The 16,845-nt window shown below is 71.6% G+C and carries 13 protein-coding genes; 3 read left to right on the forward strand and 10 right to left on the reverse strand.

Annotation, left to right across the window (positions count from 1 at the left end):
* Positions 1-91 precede the first annotated feature (91 nt).
* Complete coding sequence (locus JIAGA_RS0107125; RefSeq protein WP_026875131.1) at positions 92-973, forward strand: NmrA family NAD(P)-binding protein; 882 nt, start codon at positions 92-94, stop codon at positions 971-973.
* Here the strand turns inward: JIAGA_RS0107125 and JIAGA_RS0107130 are convergent.
* From JIAGA_RS0107130 to JIAGA_RS0107150, 5 genes are all read right to left on the reverse strand, one after another.
* Positions 970-2,793, reverse strand: a complete 1,824-nt coding sequence (locus JIAGA_RS0107130) for an ABC transporter ATP-binding protein (protein ID WP_026875132.1) — start codon at positions 2,791-2,793, stop codon at positions 970-972. The genes JIAGA_RS0107125 and JIAGA_RS0107130 overlap by 4 nt on opposite strands.
* On the reverse strand, positions 2,793-4,607 hold the full coding sequence (locus JIAGA_RS28125; RefSeq protein WP_425402778.1) for an ABC transporter ATP-binding protein: 1,815 nt from the start codon (positions 4,605-4,607) through the stop codon (positions 2,793-2,795). The genes JIAGA_RS0107130 and JIAGA_RS28125 overlap by 1 nt, the downstream gene beginning before the upstream one ends.
* Before the next feature lie 224 nt (positions 4,608-4,831).
* Positions 4,832-5,089, reverse strand: coding sequence for a WhiB family transcriptional regulator (locus JIAGA_RS0107140; RefSeq protein WP_026875133.1), 258 nt, complete (start codon positions 5,087-5,089; stop codon positions 4,832-4,834).
* A 306-nt stretch (positions 5,090-5,395) separates the two neighbouring features.
* Positions 5,396-8,356, reverse strand: coding sequence for a sigma-70 family RNA polymerase sigma factor (locus tag JIAGA_RS32865; protein ID WP_157552831.1), 2,961 nt, complete (start codon positions 8,354-8,356; stop codon positions 5,396-5,398).
* Between the two features lie 31 nt (positions 8,357-8,387).
* Positions 8,388-9,239 carry a hypothetical protein gene (locus tag JIAGA_RS0107150; RefSeq protein WP_026875134.1) on the reverse strand — a complete coding sequence of 284 codons (852 nt, stop codon included), beginning with the start codon at positions 9,237-9,239 and terminating at the stop codon, positions 8,388-8,390.
* A gap of 218 nt (positions 9,240-9,457) precedes the next feature.
* Between JIAGA_RS0107150 and JIAGA_RS28135 the strand changes: the two genes are divergently transcribed.
* Positions 9,458-10,831, forward strand: coding sequence for an AI-2E family transporter (locus tag JIAGA_RS28135; RefSeq protein WP_051425816.1), 1,374 nt, complete (start codon positions 9,458-9,460; stop codon positions 10,829-10,831).
* Positions 10,832-10,906: 75 nt separating this feature from the next.
* On the opposite strand, the gene JIAGA_RS0107160 is transcribed toward JIAGA_RS28135, so the two are convergent.
* Positions 10,907-11,365 carry a GNAT family N-acetyltransferase gene (locus JIAGA_RS0107160; protein ID WP_026875135.1) on the reverse strand — a complete coding sequence of 153 codons (459 nt, stop codon included), beginning with the start codon at positions 11,363-11,365 and terminating at the stop codon, positions 10,907-10,909.
* A 27-nt stretch (positions 11,366-11,392) separates the two neighbouring features.
* Entirely contained in the window at positions 11,393-11,956 is a 564-nt protein-coding gene (locus JIAGA_RS0107165; RefSeq protein ID WP_026875136.1) for a TetR/AcrR family transcriptional regulator, read from the reverse strand.
* A 72-nt stretch (positions 11,957-12,028) separates the two neighbouring features.
* Between JIAGA_RS0107165 and JIAGA_RS0107170 the strand changes: the two genes are divergently transcribed.
* Positions 12,029-13,576, forward strand: a complete 1,548-nt coding sequence (locus JIAGA_RS0107170; protein WP_026875137.1) for an MFS transporter — start codon at positions 12,029-12,031, stop codon at positions 13,574-13,576.
* A gap of 5 nt (positions 13,577-13,581) precedes the next feature.
* Here the strand turns inward: JIAGA_RS0107170 and hisN are convergent, their stop codons facing one another.
* From hisN to aroA, 3 genes are read right to left on the reverse strand one after another with little or no spacing between them, the layout of a single operon-like run.
* Complete coding sequence (hisN, locus tag JIAGA_RS0107175; protein WP_026875138.1) at positions 13,582-14,382, reverse strand: histidinol-phosphatase; 801 nt, start codon at positions 14,380-14,382, stop codon at positions 13,582-13,584.
* Positions 14,383-14,415: 33 nt separating this feature from the next.
* Positions 14,416-15,432: a ribosome small subunit-dependent GTPase A gene (rsgA, locus tag JIAGA_RS0107180; protein ID WP_035812215.1), complete on the reverse strand. Its 1,017-nt coding sequence runs from the start codon at positions 15,430-15,432 to the stop codon at positions 14,416-14,418.
* Positions 15,432-16,760 carry a 3-phosphoshikimate 1-carboxyvinyltransferase gene (gene aroA / locus JIAGA_RS28140; protein ID WP_051425817.1) on the reverse strand — a complete coding sequence of 443 codons (1,329 nt, stop codon included), beginning with the start codon at positions 16,758-16,760 and terminating at the stop codon, positions 15,432-15,434. The genes rsgA and aroA overlap by 1 nt, the downstream gene beginning before the upstream one ends.
* Between the last annotated feature and the right edge of the window lie 85 nt (positions 16,761-16,845).

The following is a 16,845-nucleotide window of genomic DNA, read 5'->3' on the forward strand; positions in this document are numbered from 1 at the left end:
CATGGAACCGAGCCGGACGGATATGGATCGTCTCGATCGCGCAGGCTTCACTGGGGTCATCCGATCAGTGGATCTCAGGAAGGAGAGCCCCATGTACGCGATCATCGGAGCCACCGGGCACGTCGGCGGCGCGGCCGCCCGTGACCTGCTCGCCACCGGCGCACCCGTCCGGGTCGTGGTCCGCGACGAGGCCAAAGGCCGGGACTGGATCGCGCACGGCGCCGAGGTGGCCGTCGCGGACCTTGCCGACGCCGATGCGCTGGCCGCCGCGTTCGACGGCTGCCGCGGCATCTTCGCCATGCTTCCGTTCGGTCCGGCGACGACGGACGAGGAACAGCGCCGCCTCGCCGACACGACCGCCGCCGCCGTCTCGGCCACCAGGGTCTCCGGCGGCCGGCCCGTCCACGTGGCGGCGCTGTCGTCGGTCGGGGCCGACCTGCCCGCCGGCACCGGGCCGGTGCGCTGGCTGCACCACCTGGAGAACCGGCTCCGCGACACCGGCGCGACCGTGACGGCGATCCGTTCGCCGCATTTCCAGGAGAAGGTCGAGACGGTGCTGGAAGCCGCCGTCGGCGCTGGGGTGTACCCGGTGTTCGGCGACAGCGCCGATGTGCCGACCCCCATGGTCGCCACCCGCGACGTCGGTGCCGCAGTCGCGCAGAGCCTCCTCACGCCGCCCGCCGACAGCGAGGTCGTCGACCTGGACGCCCCGCAGTACACCGAACGGCAGGTCGCGCGGAGGCTCGGTGCGCTGCTCGGTGCCGACCTGCGTGTGGTGACCGTACCGCGGCCGGGGTGGATCGCCGCGTTGACCGACGCCGGCATGCCAGCGGCGCTGGCGGCCGAACTCGCGGAGCTCTACGACGCCGAGCAGAGCGGACTCCTCCAGCCCCGAGGCGACCGAACCCGGCGCTGTTCCACGCCGATCGATGACACGTTGCGCGATGTCGTCCGGGCTGCCGTACCCGCCTAAGTCACGCGGACGTCGACGAAGCCGGAACCGGGCTGGTAGTCGGGGGACTGGTGCCGGAAGTACGTGTTGTACACGTCGCAGTAGGCGCCGCCGGAACGCAGCAACGACTCGTGGGTGCCTTCCTCGACGATGGCGCCCTCGCGCATGACGATGATGCGGTCGACGTGCTCGATGGTGGACAGCCGGTGAGCGATCACGATGGACGTACGGCCGGCCAGGACGACGTCGAGGCCTTCGGAGATCTGCGCCTCGGTGAGCGGGTCGACGCTCGCGGTCGCCTCGTCGAGGATGACGATGGCGGGGTCCTGGAGCAGCAATCTGGCCAGCGCCACCAGCTGGCGTTGGCCCATCGACAGCGCCGAGCCGTGCTCGCCGACCTCGGTGTCCAGGCCGTCGGGTAGCGCGGCGATCCAGTCACCGTCGGCCACCTGGGCGGCCACGGCCCGGACGGCGTCGTCGGTGGCGTCCGGGCGCGGGTAGCGGATGTTGTCGGCCACCGTGCCGGAGAACAGGAATGGTGTCTGCGGCACCACGCCGAGCTGATGGCGGTAGCCGGGGAGGTCGACGGTGCGCAGATCGGTGCCGTCGACGAGGATCCGGCCGCCGCCGAACTCGTAGAAGCGCACCAGTAGCCGCCCGATGGTGGACTTGCCGGCACCGGTGTGCCCGACCAGGGCGATGGTCTCGCCGGCCTCGATGGTGAGATCGAAGTGCTGGAGCACGGGGTGGTCGGGGGTGTAGCCGAACGTGACATCGCGGAACTCGACCCGTCCGGCCAGCCGGCCCACCGGCCGCGGATCGCGCTGCACCACCAGTGGCTCGGCGTCGATGAGCGCGAACACCCGCTCCGACGCCGACAGGCCCTGCTGGAACTGCGACCAGAACGATGCGATCGACGTCAGCGGCAGCCAGAACATGCCGACACTCTGCAGGAACAGGTACCAGTCGCCGGGGGAGATGGCGCCGTCGAGCACCCGCCGCCCGCCCAGATAGACCAGCAGGACGGTGGCGAACCCGGCCACCGCGAACAGCGCCGGGAAGATGGCGCCGAAGACGAAGCCCTGTTTGAGCGTGACCCGGTAGTTCTGCGCGTTGATGGGACGGAACTCGTCGTAGACCGTCTGTTCCTGGCGGAAGTTCTTCGCCACCGAGATGCCGCCCATGGTCTCCTGCAGCGTGGCGTTGACCCGCGCGAGTGACCGCTGTTGGTGCCGGGTGGTGTCGCGGGCGATGCGCCGGAACCCCAGTGCCATGGCCACGATGATCGGGACGACGGCCATCACCATCAGCGCCAGCTCGACGTTGCGGGAGAACAGCAGCACCGTGACGAGACCGACCATGAGCACCTGACTGACGACGTTCAAGGTCAGGGTCACGACGGTGGAGAAGTCCTCGGTGTCGGAGGTGACCCGGCTGACGACCTTGCCGGACGGGTTGTCGTCGTAGAAGGACATGTCACGGGCGAGGACGGCGGCGAAGGCGTCCTCGCGCAGTTCGAGGACGACGTCGCCGACGACCTTTGCGGTGAACCAGCGCTGGATGAAGTTGAACACCCAGCCGAGGACGCCGGTGACGAGCACCGCGGCGACGAGTCCCACTACGAGCCCGGTGGAGCGGTCGCGCACCACCCGGTCCAGCCCGACGCTGAGCACCACCGGCAGCGCCGCCTGCATGAGCGAGTGCGCGACGATGCCGAAGGCGATCAGCGCCATGGTGGCCCGCTTGGGCCGGAAATACCGCACGATGCGGCGCAACAGCTCACGGTCGCCGTAGGTGCGGTCGTACTGCTCGGCGTCGAGGCCGTCCATGATGAACGCCATCAGCCGGTCACCTCCACGTCGTGCGAGCCGGTGTCGGGTCCGGTGGCGGCGTCACGCGGACGGTGTGGCGCGAAGATGCGCCGGTACAGCGCGCACCGGGCGAGCAGCTCGTCGTGGCTGCCTTCGTCGACCAGCCGGCCGCCCTGCAGGAGCAGCACCTTGTCGGCCCAGCGAATCTGCGACAGCCGGTGGGTGATGAGCAGGGTGGTGCGTCCCTCGAGGATGCGCTGGATGGCGCGCTGGATCTGATCCTCCGTGGCGCTGTCGATCGCGCTGGTCGAGTCGTCGAGCACCAGGATGGCGGGGTCGGTCAGCAGTGCCCGGGCGATGGCAAGCCGTTGCCGCTGGCCGCCGGAGAGCGTGACGCCGCGCTCGCCGATGACGGTGTCGTAGCCGTCGTCGAGCGCGGTGATGAACTCGTGCGCCTGTGCGTCCTTCGCGGCCCGGACGATGTCGTCGCGGTCCACCTGCTGGCCGAGGCTGAACCCGATGTTCTCGGCCACCGGGCGGGAGAACAGCACGATGTCCTGCTCGATGGTGGAGATCTGCGAGCGCAGGGAGTCGAGGTTCCAGTCGCGCACGTCGGTGCCGTCGACCAGGATGCGCCCGTTGCTGACGTCGTAGATGCGGTTGACCAGCTTCGTCAGCGTGGACTTGCCGGCGCCGGTCTCGCCGACGACGGCGACCGTCTGGCCCGGTTCGATCTGGAACGACAGGTCGCGCAGCACCGGCTGGCCGCCGTAGCCGAAGGTGACGTTCTCGAACCGGATGGCGCCGCGCATGGGCGAGACGTGGCCGTGCCGGTTGTGGTCGAGCTCGGTTTCCTCACGCATCAGCGTGAGCAGCCGGTTGGCGCTGGCGATGCCGTTCTGCACCAGCGAGAAGGAGAAGATGGAGATGAACGCGGGGAACCCGAGCAGCCCCATCAGCCCGATGAACGTGATCAGCTGGCCGAGCGTCAGCTCGCCGGCGTCGAGCAGCCACAGCCCGTGCAGGAGGCCGCCGGCCATCGAGACCGACAGCAGCAATGTCGGCAGGTAGCGCGCCTGGATGAGCCCCTGCTGGACGAATGCGTCGCGGTAGCGGCGGGCGTTACGGGCGAAGCGCCGCTCTTCCTGATGCTCCTGACCGGTGGCCTTGACCACCTCGATGCCCCGGATGGCCTCGTTCAGCCCGGCGTTGAGGGTGCCGTAGTTCTCCCGCAACCGCGCCGACACCGGTGACAGCCGGCGCATGAACCACCGGATGGACAGAACGAACGCGACGGCGAACAGCAGCGGCGCTACCAGCAGCCGCGGTTCGAGGAAGGCGATGAAGACGATGGGCACGATGCCCTGGCTCAGTGAATCGACCAGCAGGTCGATACCCGGGCTGAACATGGTGCCCAGCTGCCGCACGTCGCCCGCGCCGCGGGCCATGAGGTCGCCCACGCGCTGCCGGTTGTGGAACGTCTGGCTCTTGCCGAGCAGGCTGACGTACAGCTCGTCGCGGGCGTCGCGTTCCATCCGCTTGGCCAGCACCTCGGTGCACAAGCGAGCGACGAAGTCGAGCACCGACCGACCCACCACGATGACCAGCAACGTGACGGCGACGGTGGTCAGCGCCCGCGAGCGGTCCGGCGCGTCGCCCAGCACGATGTCGAAGGCCTCGCCCACCTGCCCCGGGATGGCGGAGTTGAGCACCACCATGAGCACGGAGCCGAGCAGGAAGCCCGCCAGGTGCCACGGGTTGCGCCGCTGGTGGGAGATGATCCAGCGCACCGGGCCGCGCCGGTCGAACTCCCGGCGGCCGGCGACGGTGAACTCGGTGCGCACTGTCGTCACCGTCGAAGTTCTAGCACTCGCCACCGACAGACCACACCTGCTTTATGCGGCGATGCCGGCTTGTGACGGGGGCCGCGCGCGGCGGGGAAGGGCCGTGCCGGCCGAGACGGCCGGCGGCGCGACCGGACGATGAGGTGACTGCGATGTTCCGGGATGGTCGCGCCGGTCCGGCACGGGCCATCATGGTGTCGGGCGGTAAACCGGGCCCGCCGGGGTCAGCGGCGCGAGAAGCCCCGCTCGCTCTCGGTGAGCCCGCCCCAGATGCCGTAGCGCTCCGGGAGCGCCGCTGCGGCCTCCCGGCACTGCTGGGCGACAGGGCAGGTGGTGCAGATGTTCTTCGCGATCTGCTCTCGGGCACGCAGCGTGCTGCCACGGCCCTCGGGATAGAACAGATCGGTGTCCATGCCGCGGCAGGCGGCGTACGCCCGCCACGCGTCCCGCAGTTCGAACCAGTCCTCGGCGTGCGCGTCCATGTGATCGGCCAGTGCAGTCATGCGGCCAGTTCCCCCTTCGCCGTCCCGGTGCTGATCAGTGCCTTTGATCACCAGGACAGAGATGTGACCCCGTCATGACGCGCTCGCACGGAAATTTCTCGAGAAAGTTCGGGGGCCTCAGCGGGGGTCCGGACGAACCGGGTGAACGGGTCGGTTCCGGCGGCCGATCCGACGGACACCACCAGGTGTTCTACCTCTCCACCATGCGTACGGTCCTGGTGGAGCGGCAGCGGACCTGGTGGTGTCCACCGCCGAAGCCCTGCGGCCGGCCCCGAGTTCGCTGCCTCAGCGCGCCACGAACCAGAAGTGCTGGTTGGAGCCGCCGTGCAGCGGCCAGAGCAGGAGCCGGCCGTTCGGGCTCACACTGTCGATGTCGAGCCCGTAGGCGGGGAACACCGCGCTCTCGACCTGTTGCGGTGCCGTGCTGTCCGGGCTGATGCTCCAGCGTTGGTCGGCGCCGCCGTCGCAGGTGCTCAACGCGACCGGCTGCTGTTCGCCGACGGCCTGCAGGCACAGATCCGCGGTGCCGGTGCGGCGGCGGATGGTTCCGTCGGTGGTGAGGCCCCAGTCGTCGGCGTGCGCACTGCTGCAGGCGCCGGCGCGCGGGCCGTCCGGCCCGACCACGATGCATCGCTCGCCGCCGTGCAGGCCGAGATTCACCTTCAGCTGGCCGGGAACGGCGATCGTCAGCGCAGCGGCCTCACTGGTGGCTGTGCCGACCGCGTTGGCGAACACCGCGCGGTAGCTCCGGCCGTCGTGCTCGCGGCCGACGTCGTTCACGGACAGCGTGGCCTGGGTGCCGGTGCCGGAGGCGCCGTCCACCGCGGTCCACTGCTGCGTTCCGGGCAGCTGCTGCTCCCAGTGCCAGGTGGCCTCAGGCACAGCTGCCGTGGTCGTGGCGGTGTAGGTGACGTCCTGGCCCGCCCACGCGGTGGTGTCGGCCGGGTGCGTGATGAGCTCCGGCGCCCACCGGATCGTGACCTCGGCCGGTTCGGTGGTGACCGAGCCGAGCGGGTTCGTGAACACGGCGCGGTACTGGCGGCCGTCGTGCGTGAGCGTCAGGTCGGTCAGGGTCATCGCGGCGGCGTTGCCGGAACCGGTGGCACCCGGCACCGCGGTCCACGGGCCGGCGGCGGAGACGGCGGTCTCCCACCGCCAGGTGGACGCGGGGTTGCCGGTGACCTCGGCGGTCAGCTCCGCGGAGTCGCCGGGTTCGGCCTCGACGTCTGCCGGCTGCGCGGTGACCTCAGGTGCCCACCGCACGCTCAGCGTGGCCGGTTCGGAGACCGTTTCACCCACCTCGTTGGTGAAGACCGCGCGGTACTGGTTGCCGTTGAGCTCGCGGCCGGCCATGACCTGCAGCGTCGACGTCGTGCCTTCCTGCCGCGAGGAGGCGATGTCGGGGTTGGGCGCGCGCCAGTCGCTGCCGGGGCGTCGGACCTGCCAGGTGATGGTGGCGACGCCCGGGTTGGCCCTCGCGGTGGCTTCGAACGTGACGGACCGGCCTTCGTCGGCCGTGGCGCTGCGCGGATGGGCCTCGATCTCCGGGCTGTACCGCACCGTGATGACGGCCGGCTCGGTGGCGATCGTGCCCAGGGCGTTGGCGGCCCGCAGCCGGTAGGCGCGTCCGTCCATCTCCGACGTCGGGGCGTCGATAACGAGGGTGTCGCTGGTCTCGCCCGCGATGTCGACCCAGTCCTCCTCGGCCGGAGGCGCGGCGGGCGGGTCAGTGCCGTCCCCCGGGGTCTCTTGGTACACGGCGGGTACGAAGCTCGGCGAGCCCGACGATGTGCGCAGGAACCAGCGCGACGCGGCGGCCGAGTCCTGCGCCGGTGCGGGCTCGGCGAACTGCCATTGCAGCTGTGGCGGCGGGTTGCCGGACACCGCGGCGGTGAGCACGACTGGTTCACCGGCGACGACCACCGGGTTCGGCGGCGGCTGCACGTCGATGCTGGGAGCCTGCTCCGCCTCCGGTGGGTCGCTCGGCGACGGCGTTGGGCTCGGCTCCTCGGTCGGCTCGTCGGACGGCTCCGCGGACGGTTCGTCGGAGGGTTCCGAGGACGGCGACTCCGAAGGCTGCGACGGCTCGACGTCGGGCACGTCCACCGGTGGTGCGGGATCGTCGGCGGGCGGCTCGTCGTCCAGCGGCGGCTCGTCCTCCGCCTGCGCCGGAGGCGAGTCCGGTTCGGTGTCGGGTGGAGCGGCCGGCGGTTGTTCCTGGGTGTCCGGAGGCGGGGGCGGCGGGTCGGCGTCGTTGCTGCCCGGCTGCTCCGGCTCGGCGGACGCCGACGGCACGGCGGCCGGCTCGTCGTCCGGGCCGTCGTCGGCGACCGCGAGGTATGCGGCGACGGCGATGGCCGCGGCGGCAGCCGCTGCCGCCCCGCCGACGGCGAGCTGCCGGGCCTGCTTGCCCCACCGGGCAGGGGAGAGGAAGGCGAGGACTCCGCCGCCGGCCGCGCCCGCCCCGGCCAGGGCGGCCGCTCCGACTCCGGACGCCGGGAGCAGCAGCGCCGGCCAGAGCACGCCGCGCATGTCGGAGACCAGCAGGAGCAGTTCGTCGCGGCGCTCGCGGCAGTGCGTGCACGTGGCGAGGTGGGCACTCATCTCGCGGGTGTCGTGTGCGGACAGAGTGCCCCGCACATAGGAGGCGATCTTGGGTGCGTACGGCCGGCAGTCGGGCTGCACCTCGGCCGACAGGTTCACCGCGAGGTACGCCTGGCGCAGGCCCTCGCGGGCGCGGTAGGCGAGCGCGGCCACGGCGTTGGCCGATCCGCCCAGTGTGGGTGCGAGCGACGCCGGCGACCGGCCCTCGATCTCGGTGTGCCACAGCACCTGCTGCCACCGCTCGGGCAGCGTCTCGAACGCGTGCCGGACAAGCTGCCGGTCGGTGGAGCGCGCCATGGGGTCGTCGGCGTGCGGGAGCACGTCGAGGATGGACGGGTCGGACACCTGGCCGGAGCGCTGTGAGGTGCGGTGCCGGTCGATGGCCAGCCGGCGCACGACCGTCTTGAGGTACGGGGCGAACTCGAGGTCCGGGCCGCCGCCCTCGGTCAACCGGGTCAGGACCCGGGTGAAGGCCTCGGCGACGACGTCTTGAGCCTCGTCGCTGTTGTCGGTGACGATGCGGGCGACCTTGGAGGCGTCGTCGACGTGACGCCGGTAGAGCTCGTCGTAAGCGGCCATGTCGCCCGCGCGCGTGCGCGCGATGAGCTGTTCATCGCTGGCGGCATCTGCTGGAGTGGTCACCTGGTCTCGCTATCCGTCCCATTCAGGCGGCTCAGTCCAGGGAACCTGTCCCTGAGTGGCGGAAACTGGGCGGCCTGACGGCATGATCGACATTAGCCCCCCCATGTAGCCGTGTCACGAGTTCCGGCAATCGTGCTCGGGTGTCCGGGACAGCGAAGACGTCGACCATCACATGTGCAGTGCTCAGTTCACCGTTTTCGACCGCCTTCGTCAAGGAGATCCGTTCCACTCGCGCCCGTGCGTCGTCGGGCACCAGCGCCATCGCCATTGTCGTGCCGACCTGGCTCAGCGTGGCCTCCGGCCGGACCCTCGACCGTAGTGCCGATGCGGCCTGCAGGATGCGGGCGATGCGCATCCACGGGCCGGCCGCGGCATCCCACCGGACCACGATGAGAACCAGTGCCATCGGTTCCGTGGCCGACAGCCGGTCCAGCTCCTGCACCCGGCCGTAGAGATAGCCAGCGGTGTGCAGGCCAGACAGCGGGTCGACTCCCGGCGACCCGCGCTCGGCGGCGACGGCGTCCACCCACGCGTCGACCAGCCGGTGCCGGGCAGTGGCACGCGGTAGCGGCGCCCCGCCGGTGTCCTCCAGCACGTCCCAGAGCTCGTCCAGCTCGGCCAGCAGGCAGGTGAGGTCCGTACTCGCTGCGGCACGCTCCCAGGCGAACACCGTCAGCGAGTGCGACACCTCCTCCGGCTCCGGCCGCTCGGCGCCCAGAGCCTCCAGCACGGCCTCGACGCCCGGTGGAGGCAGCGCCCCGGACGGCGCGCCCGCCCCGCCCGCCTGGCTCGCGGGGCCATCGGCCCCACCCGGGCCGGCGGTCCTGGCCGTGGCCCGGCCCGGCTGTTCCAGCCATGCGGTCAGCAGCGTCGGTTCCGGCACGCCACCGCCATGGTCACACCCCGTCATATCCGGCATTCCCCCGCCTTCGCGCACGCTTCGGAATCGTCCCTTGCTTTATCACGACGGGACAGCGGCGGCATCATGACGCGGGCGTGGCGACGAAATCTCGGCGGGTTTTCCCTTGATCATCAAGAGTCGGCCCGGCCAGCACCGGGTCAACCCTTGATGATCAAGGGGGTTGTGCCAGGCTGGCCCTTGTGCCTGACCGCCTGAAGCGCCTCACCCGCTGGTGGAACGACGTCCGCGAGCGGCTGGCGCGAGCCGCGGCCGAGCGGGAGGCGCAGGCAGAACCCGGACCCGACACCGCACCGGAGGCGATGTCGGGTGCGCCCGTCGCGTCCGTCGACGTCGGTGCGGCCATCGCCCCCGGCGAGTCCGTCGAGACGACCGGGTCCGCCGGCGTGTCCGCCGCACCGGGTGCACCCGCCGACCCAGCGGCCTCGGCCGATCGGCTGGGTTCGGCGGCAGGTGCCGGGCACAGCCCTCTCGACACCCCGCACCCGGTGCCACGCGCGGTGCGCGACGCGGCGGACTGGAGCTGGCGGCTGATCGTCATCGCCGCGGCTGTCGGCGGCACCGGCTGGCTCGCCTGGGAGCTCCGGCTGGTCATCTTCCCGCTGGTGGCCGCCCTACTCATGGCCGCAGGACTGCATCCGCTGGTGCGCCGGCTGCGCCGGGCCGGGTGGCGCAACGGGCCCGCGGCGGCCACCGTCTTCGTCGGCTTCCTGATCGTCGTCGTCGGCTCGTTGACGCTGGTGGGCAACGCCGTCGGTGGCCAGTTCGGCGACGTCGTGGACCAGGCCGAGGAGGGTCTGCAGGAGATCCGCGGCTGGCTGGCCGGTCCGCCGTTCGGGGTCGACGAAGCCCAGCTGGACCGGTGGATCGACCGCGCGCTGTCGTACGTCCAGAGCGACGACTCCGTCGCCGAGCAGGCCACCACGGCTGCGACGGTGGCCATCGAGATCTTCGTCGGGATCGTGCTGTCGCTGTTCGCGCTGATCTTCTTCCTCTACGACGGCGACCGAATCTGGGCCTGGCTGGTGCGGCTGTTCCCCGCCCGGTCGCGGGCACGGGCGGCCGCGGCCGGCGACGTCGCCTGGCGGACCCTGGCGCAGTACATCCGCGGCATCGTCCTGGTGGCGCTGTTCGACGCCGTCGCCGTCACCGTCCTGCTGTTCATCCTGCAGGTGCCGTTGGCGTTGCCGCTCGGCGTGCTGATCTTCTTCGGCGCGTTCGTGCCGCTCATCGGCGCGTTCGTGACGGGGGCGGTCGCGGTGCTGGTGGCGCTGGTGACCCAGGGATTGCTGACGGCCATCGTCGTGCTGGCCGGGCTGGTCGTCGTCCAGCAGATCGAGAGCAACGTGTTCCAGCCGTTCATCCTCGGCCGGATGGTGCGCATCCACCCCTTGGCGGTGGCCGTCGCCGTCGCCATCGGGACGCTTGCCGGCTCGATCATCGGCGCGATCATCGCGGTGCCGATCGTCGCCGTGGTGAACACCGTGGGCGGCTACCTGGCGACGTCGCGACAGCGGCCCGACGAGGCCGCCTCGGCGGAGCGTCCGGACCTGTGATCAAGTCGGGATCGATCCAACAGAGGATCGGCGAGGCAGATCGCGCGGTGGTTGCCGGCGAGCTGGACGCCGCGCTCAGCGACCGCAGCGGTCCACGCGCTCCCAGGGCCACTCGGCGGCGAGCCAGGCATCGACTGCGTCAGCCAGCGGGGTGTCGAGGCCGGCCCGGTCTCCCCGAACCCACGACTGGACGGTGACGTCGTGGTCCGCGGACGCCGTCGGATACAGGTACACACAGCCGATGACATCGCCGTCGGCCGGGTCGAGAACGGTGAAGGTGAACCCCTTGCCGGCGGCGAAGTCGGCGGCATGGCGGCGCAGGTCGGCAAGGTTGGCCTCCAGAGACATCCCGTCAAGCGGTGGCCAGCTGCCGTCCGGGTAGCCCGGCGTCGCTCGGATGTGCTCGATGCTCGACATCCACGCTGCGTGGTCGGCGTGGTTGTGCTGCGGCCCCAGCGGCTCGAGGCGGAACAGATCGGTGACCAATGATGTCGGCGGCTCGAACCCGGCCGGTACGAACGTCTCCGAAGCCATGGCCGGAGACTATCGGACGCCGTCGGTTCACATCGCCGCCGCGAGCCGTCGCAACGCCGCGGCCAGGTCCGCGGGCGTCGGGGCCCGGTCGGGGTCGATCAGCCATTGCAGGACCATGCCGTTGATCATGCACAGCGCCAGTGAGCCGACGGTGCGCGCGGTCTCGTCGTCGACCTCCTGGTCGTCGAACAACAGCTGGGCCAGCTCGTTCCGGGCACTCTCGTACTTCTCGGACAGCTGATCGCGCAGCTCGGCGACGTACTCGAACTGCGCATAGGCGTGCACGCTGGCCACGGCGATCGGCCGGCTGCGCTCGAGCCCGCCGACCAGGCCGGTCAAGAAGCCCTCGAGGCGGTCGACGGGGGTGTCGCCGGCGTGTTGGTCCATGGCTGCCTGGATTTCATCGTCCCAGTCGTCGAACGAGTCGAGGACTGCGGCGTTGAGCAGCGCGTCCTTGGAGCCGAAGTGGTAGCCGATGGAGGCCAGGTTGGTCCCGGACGAGGCGACCAGGTCCCGCGCGGTGATGTGGGCGTAACCCTTCTCCGCCAGTAGCCGTTTCGCGGCGGCGAGCAGGTCCTCACGGTGTCCCATGCTGACCAGTGTAGGCGCAGATCTATACGCTCGTCATAGACAAATGTATAAGACGTTCGTATAGTTCGAGCCATGACCGAGATCGTCGAGAAGGCCGGCCGCCGGGAATGGATCGGCCTCGCCGTCCTCACCATCCCCGCGCTGCTGGCGTCAATGGACCTGTCCGTGCTGTTCATGGCCGCGCCCTGGCTGAGTGCCGACCTGGAGCCGAGCGGCACGCAGTTGCTGTGGATCATGGACATCTACGGCTTCCTGATGGCGGGGCTGCTCATCACCATGGGCTCGCTGGGTGACCGGATCGGGCGACGACGGCTGCTCCTGGCCGGTGCCGTGGCGTTCGGCGCGGCGTCTCTGCTGGCCGCTTATGCCTCCAGCCCCGAACAGCTGATCGCCGCTCGGGCGCTGCTGGGTATCGGCGGCGCGACGCTGGCGCCGTCGACCCTCTCGCTGATCCGCAGCATGTTCCACGACTCCAACCAGCGCCGGGCCGCCATCGGCGTGTGGACCGCCGCCTTCACCGGCGGGGTCGCCGTGGGGCCGATCGTCGGCGGGCTGCTGCTCGAGCACTTCTGGTGGGGCTCGGTGTTCCTGATCAACCTGCCGGTGATGGTGCTCCTGCTGATCGTCGGCCCCCTGCTGCTGCCGGAGTCGCGCAACCGCGAACACGGCGGCATCGACCTCGCCAGCGCCGCGCTGTCACTGGCCGCGGTGTTGCCGGTGATCTACGGCATCAAGGAGATCGCTGCGGACGCAACCGTCTCGGCGCCGGCCGTGGCCGCGATCGCCGCCGGGCTGTTCGTCGGTGTGGTCTTCGTCCGGCGGCAGCGGTCGCTCACAGACCCGATGATCGACGTCCGGCTGTTCCGGAACCCGGCCTTCAGCGCCGCCGTCGGGACCAATGCTGCCGTGACGTTCGCCACCGCCGGGATGGGAGCGATCGCCGTCCAGTACGTCCAGATGGTGCTCGGCATCCGACCCTTCACCGCAGCACTGTGGATGCTGCCCACCGTGGGCGGCACCATCGTCGGCATCACGGTGGCGAACCTGGTGGTGCGCCGTATTTCACCGGGCATCGTGGTCGGTTCCGGTGCCGCGTTGGCCGCGCTGGGCTTCGCACTGGTGGCCTTGACCGTGGAGGTCGACTCGTCGGTGGGCGTCGTCATCGCCTGCTACACCGTCCTCGTGGCCGGTGTCGGGATGGCGGCGAGCCTGGTCATCGACCTGATCGTCGGTTCGGCGCCGCCCGAGCGCTCCGGTTCCGCCGCTGCGACCTCGGAGACCGCCGCCGAACTCGGTGCCGCGACCGGTATCGCCGTCCTGGGCAGTGTCGCGGTGGCCGTGTACGGCGACGAACTGCGCGGCGGACTGCCGGACGACGTCACCGGAGCCGCCGCCGAGGCGGCCACCGGCAGCCTGGGCGGTGCGATCGCCGTGGCGGAGGAACTACCTGCCGGTGCCGCTGAACCGCTGATGGTGGCAGCCCGGCTGGCGTTCACCGACGGCTTCACCACCACCGCGGCCGTGGGTGCCGTTGTCGTGGGCGTGACGGCGTTGCTGGCCATGGCGCTGCTGCGGCGGGTGCGGCCCGGGGCCGCGGCCGTCACCGAGCACGCCGGCTGACGTGGTCAGCTCTGGTCGGGATCCCGGTCGGCGCCGAGCCGGTCGAGGACGGTGTCGTGCAGGAGGCCGTTGGTGGCCAGCGCGTCGCCGCCCAGCGGCCCGGGCCGGCCGGCGAGATCGGTGAACCGGCCACCGGCCTCCTCGACGACGATGGACGGCGCGGCCATGTCGTGCAGCGAGAGCTCCGGCTCCGCGGCGATGTCGACCGCGCCGTCGGCCAGCAGCATGTACGACCAGAAGTCGCCGTACCCGCGGGTGCGCCAGCACGCCCGGGTCAGGTCGAGGAACGCCGGCAACCGGCCGCGTTCCTCCCAGCCGGCCAGGGACGAGAACGACAGCGACGCCTCGTCGAGCGTGTCGATGCCGGACACCCGGCAGCGGGTGGCCGACGACAAGGACCGGCCGGTCCAGGCGCCGGTGCCGCGCGCGGCCCACCAGCGCCGGCCCAGCGCCGGTGCCGACACCACGCCGGCCACGACCTCGTCCTCGACCATGAGCGCGATCAGCGTCGCCCACACCGGGACGCCGCGCAGGTAGTTCTTGGTTCCGTCGATCGGGTCGACGACCCAGCGGCGGGCGCCGTAACCCTCCGCGCCGAACTCCTCGCCGACGACGGCGTCGCGCGGCCGGGCCCGCGACAGGGTGCGGCGGATCGCCTCCTCCGTCGCCTTGTCCGCGTCGGTGACCGGGGACTGGTCGGCCTTGGTCTCGACGCGCAGGTCCGCGGCCCGGAACCGGGACGTCGTCTGCGAGTCGGCGTCGTCGGCCAGGACGTGGGCGAAGCGGAGGTCGTCGTCGTGGGCCACGAGGGCAACCTACACGCTCCCGGGGAACGCGGGTCAGTCGCCGGCCTGCCGGTCGCGGCTGGCCAGCAGGCGGCGGAAGGAGTCGAGCCGGGCGCCGTCGATGCGCCCGGCGGCCAGCGCGTCGTCCAGCCCGCATTCGGGCGCGTCGGCGCCGTGGACGCAGCCACGTGGGCAGTCGGCGGTCTCGGCGGCGAGGTCGGGGAAGGCGAGGATGAGCCGGGCGGGCTCGACATGGGCCAGCCCGAACGACCTGATGCCGGGCGTGTCGATGACCCAGCCGCCGTCCGGCAGCGCCAGCGCGACGGCACTGGTGGAGGTGTGCCGGCCCCGGCCGGTGACGACGTTGACCGCCCCGGTGGCCCGATGCGCACCCGGGACCATGGCGTTGACAAGTGTCGACTTGCCCACGCCGGAGTGGCCGACGAAGACGGTGACCCGGTCGCGCAGGTGCTCGGCGACCGGGGACGGGTCGATGCCGCCGTCGTCGGTGGCCTGCGTGACCACCGTGGGCACGTCCAGCGGGGCGTACGTGGCGAGTAGCTGGCTCGGGTCGGCGAGGTCGGCCTTGGTGACGCACAACAACGGCTTGATGCCGGCGTCGAAGGCCGCGACCAGGCAGCGGTCGATCAGCCGTGGCCGCGGTTCAGGGTCGGCGACGGCCGTCACCACCAGCAACTGTTCGGGGTTGGCGACGACGACCCGCTCGACCGGATCGTCGTCGTCGGCGGTGCGGCGCAGGACGGTCGAGCGTTCCTCGACCCGCACGATCCGCGCCAGCGACCCCGGCTGGCCCGAGACGTCGCCGACCAGGCCGACCCGGTCGCCGACGACGACGGCCTTGCGGCCCAGCTCGCGGGCGGTCATGGCGGTGACGACGCGCGCCGGCGGGCCGTCGAGGAAGCAGGTGTAGCGTCCTCGGTCGACCGCGGTGACCAGGCCCGGGCGGGCATTGGCGTGGGCCGGGCGGAGCTTGCTGCGCGGCCGCGAACCGCGGCCGGGGCGGACCTTGACGTCGCGCTCGTCATACGAGGCCGTGGCCCGCCGTGCCATCACGCCGCCGGCCCTCGCCCGAGGTGCGCTTCTCCGCCGAGGGCGGCGGGCTGCCCGAGCAGGGCGGACCACATGCCGGGGAAGTCGGCCAGCGTCTTGGACGTCGTCGCGATGTCCTCGACCTGAACGCCTGGGACGACGAGCCCGAGGACGGCGCCGGCCTGCGCCATGCGGTGGTCGGCGTAGCTTCGGAACACCCCGGCGTGCAGCGGCGCCGGCCGGATGGCCAGGCCGTCGTCGGTCTCCTCGACGTCGCCGCCCAGACCGTTGATCTCCGCGGCGAGGGCCGCCAGCCGGTCGGTCTCGTGGCCGCGCAGGTGAGCGATGCCGCGTAGCCGCGACGGTTCGTTCGAGACGGCGGCCAGTGCCGCCAGTACCGGCGTGAGCTCGCCGACCTCGTGCAGGTCGGCGTCCAGCCCACGGACGTCACCGGTGCCCCGCACGGTGAGCACGCCGTCGTCGAGCGAGACGGCGGCGCCCATGCGGGCCAGCAGGTCGCGCAGCGCGTCGCCCGGCTGGGTGGTGGCGGCCGGCCAGCGCGGCACTCGCACCGTGCCACCGGTGAGCACGGCCGCGGCCAGGAACGGAGCGGCATTGGACAGGTCGGGCTCGACGACGGTGTCCAGGGGCCGGATGTCACCCGGCTCGACCCGCCACGTGTTCGGCGACTCGTCGTCGACCTCGACGCCGCGTTCGCGCAGCGCCGCGACCGTCATGTCGATGTGGGGCTGCGACGGCACCGGTGTGCCGTCGTGGTGCACGGTGACGCCCTTGTCGTACCGGGCGGCGGACAGCAGGAGTCCGCTGACGAACTGCGACGACGCCGACGCGTCGATGGTGATGGCGCCGCCGGGCAGCGCGCCGGCGCCCCGGACGGTGAACGGCAGCGCGCCGCGGCCGGCGTCGTCGATGGTGGCGCCGAGGTCGCGCAGCGCGTCGAGCACGGTGCTCATGGGGCGCTCACGTGCGTGCGGGTCGCCGTCGAACCGGACATCTCCGCCGGCCAGCGCGGCCATCGGCGGAACGAACCGCATGACCGTCCCGGCCAACCCACAGTCGACGAACCCGCCGCCGATGACCGGCGCGGGCGTGACCCGTACCCCGTCGTCGGCGGGCTCGATGGTGGCGCCGAGCACGCGTAGCGCCTGGATCATCAGCCGGGTGTCGCGGGCGAGCAGCGGATGCCGCACCAGCGACGGGCCGGCCGCGAGTGCCGCGAGCACGAGGGCCCGGTTGGTCAGCGACTTGGAGCCGGGCACCTCGACGGTGCCGTCCACCGGGCCGGAAGCGGTCGGCGCAGGCCAGAGCGGGGCAGTCGATTCAGTCATCGGGCACCCAGCCTATCGGTGCCGGCCCGCACCTCGTCGAAATGACCACGTTGAGCATGGTCCCGTTCGCTCCACCAGGCATGCA

The organism is Jiangella gansuensis DSM 44835 (assembly GCF_000515395.1).
Classification (GTDB): domain Bacteria; phylum Actinomycetota; class Actinomycetes; order Jiangellales; family Jiangellaceae; genus Jiangella; species Jiangella gansuensis.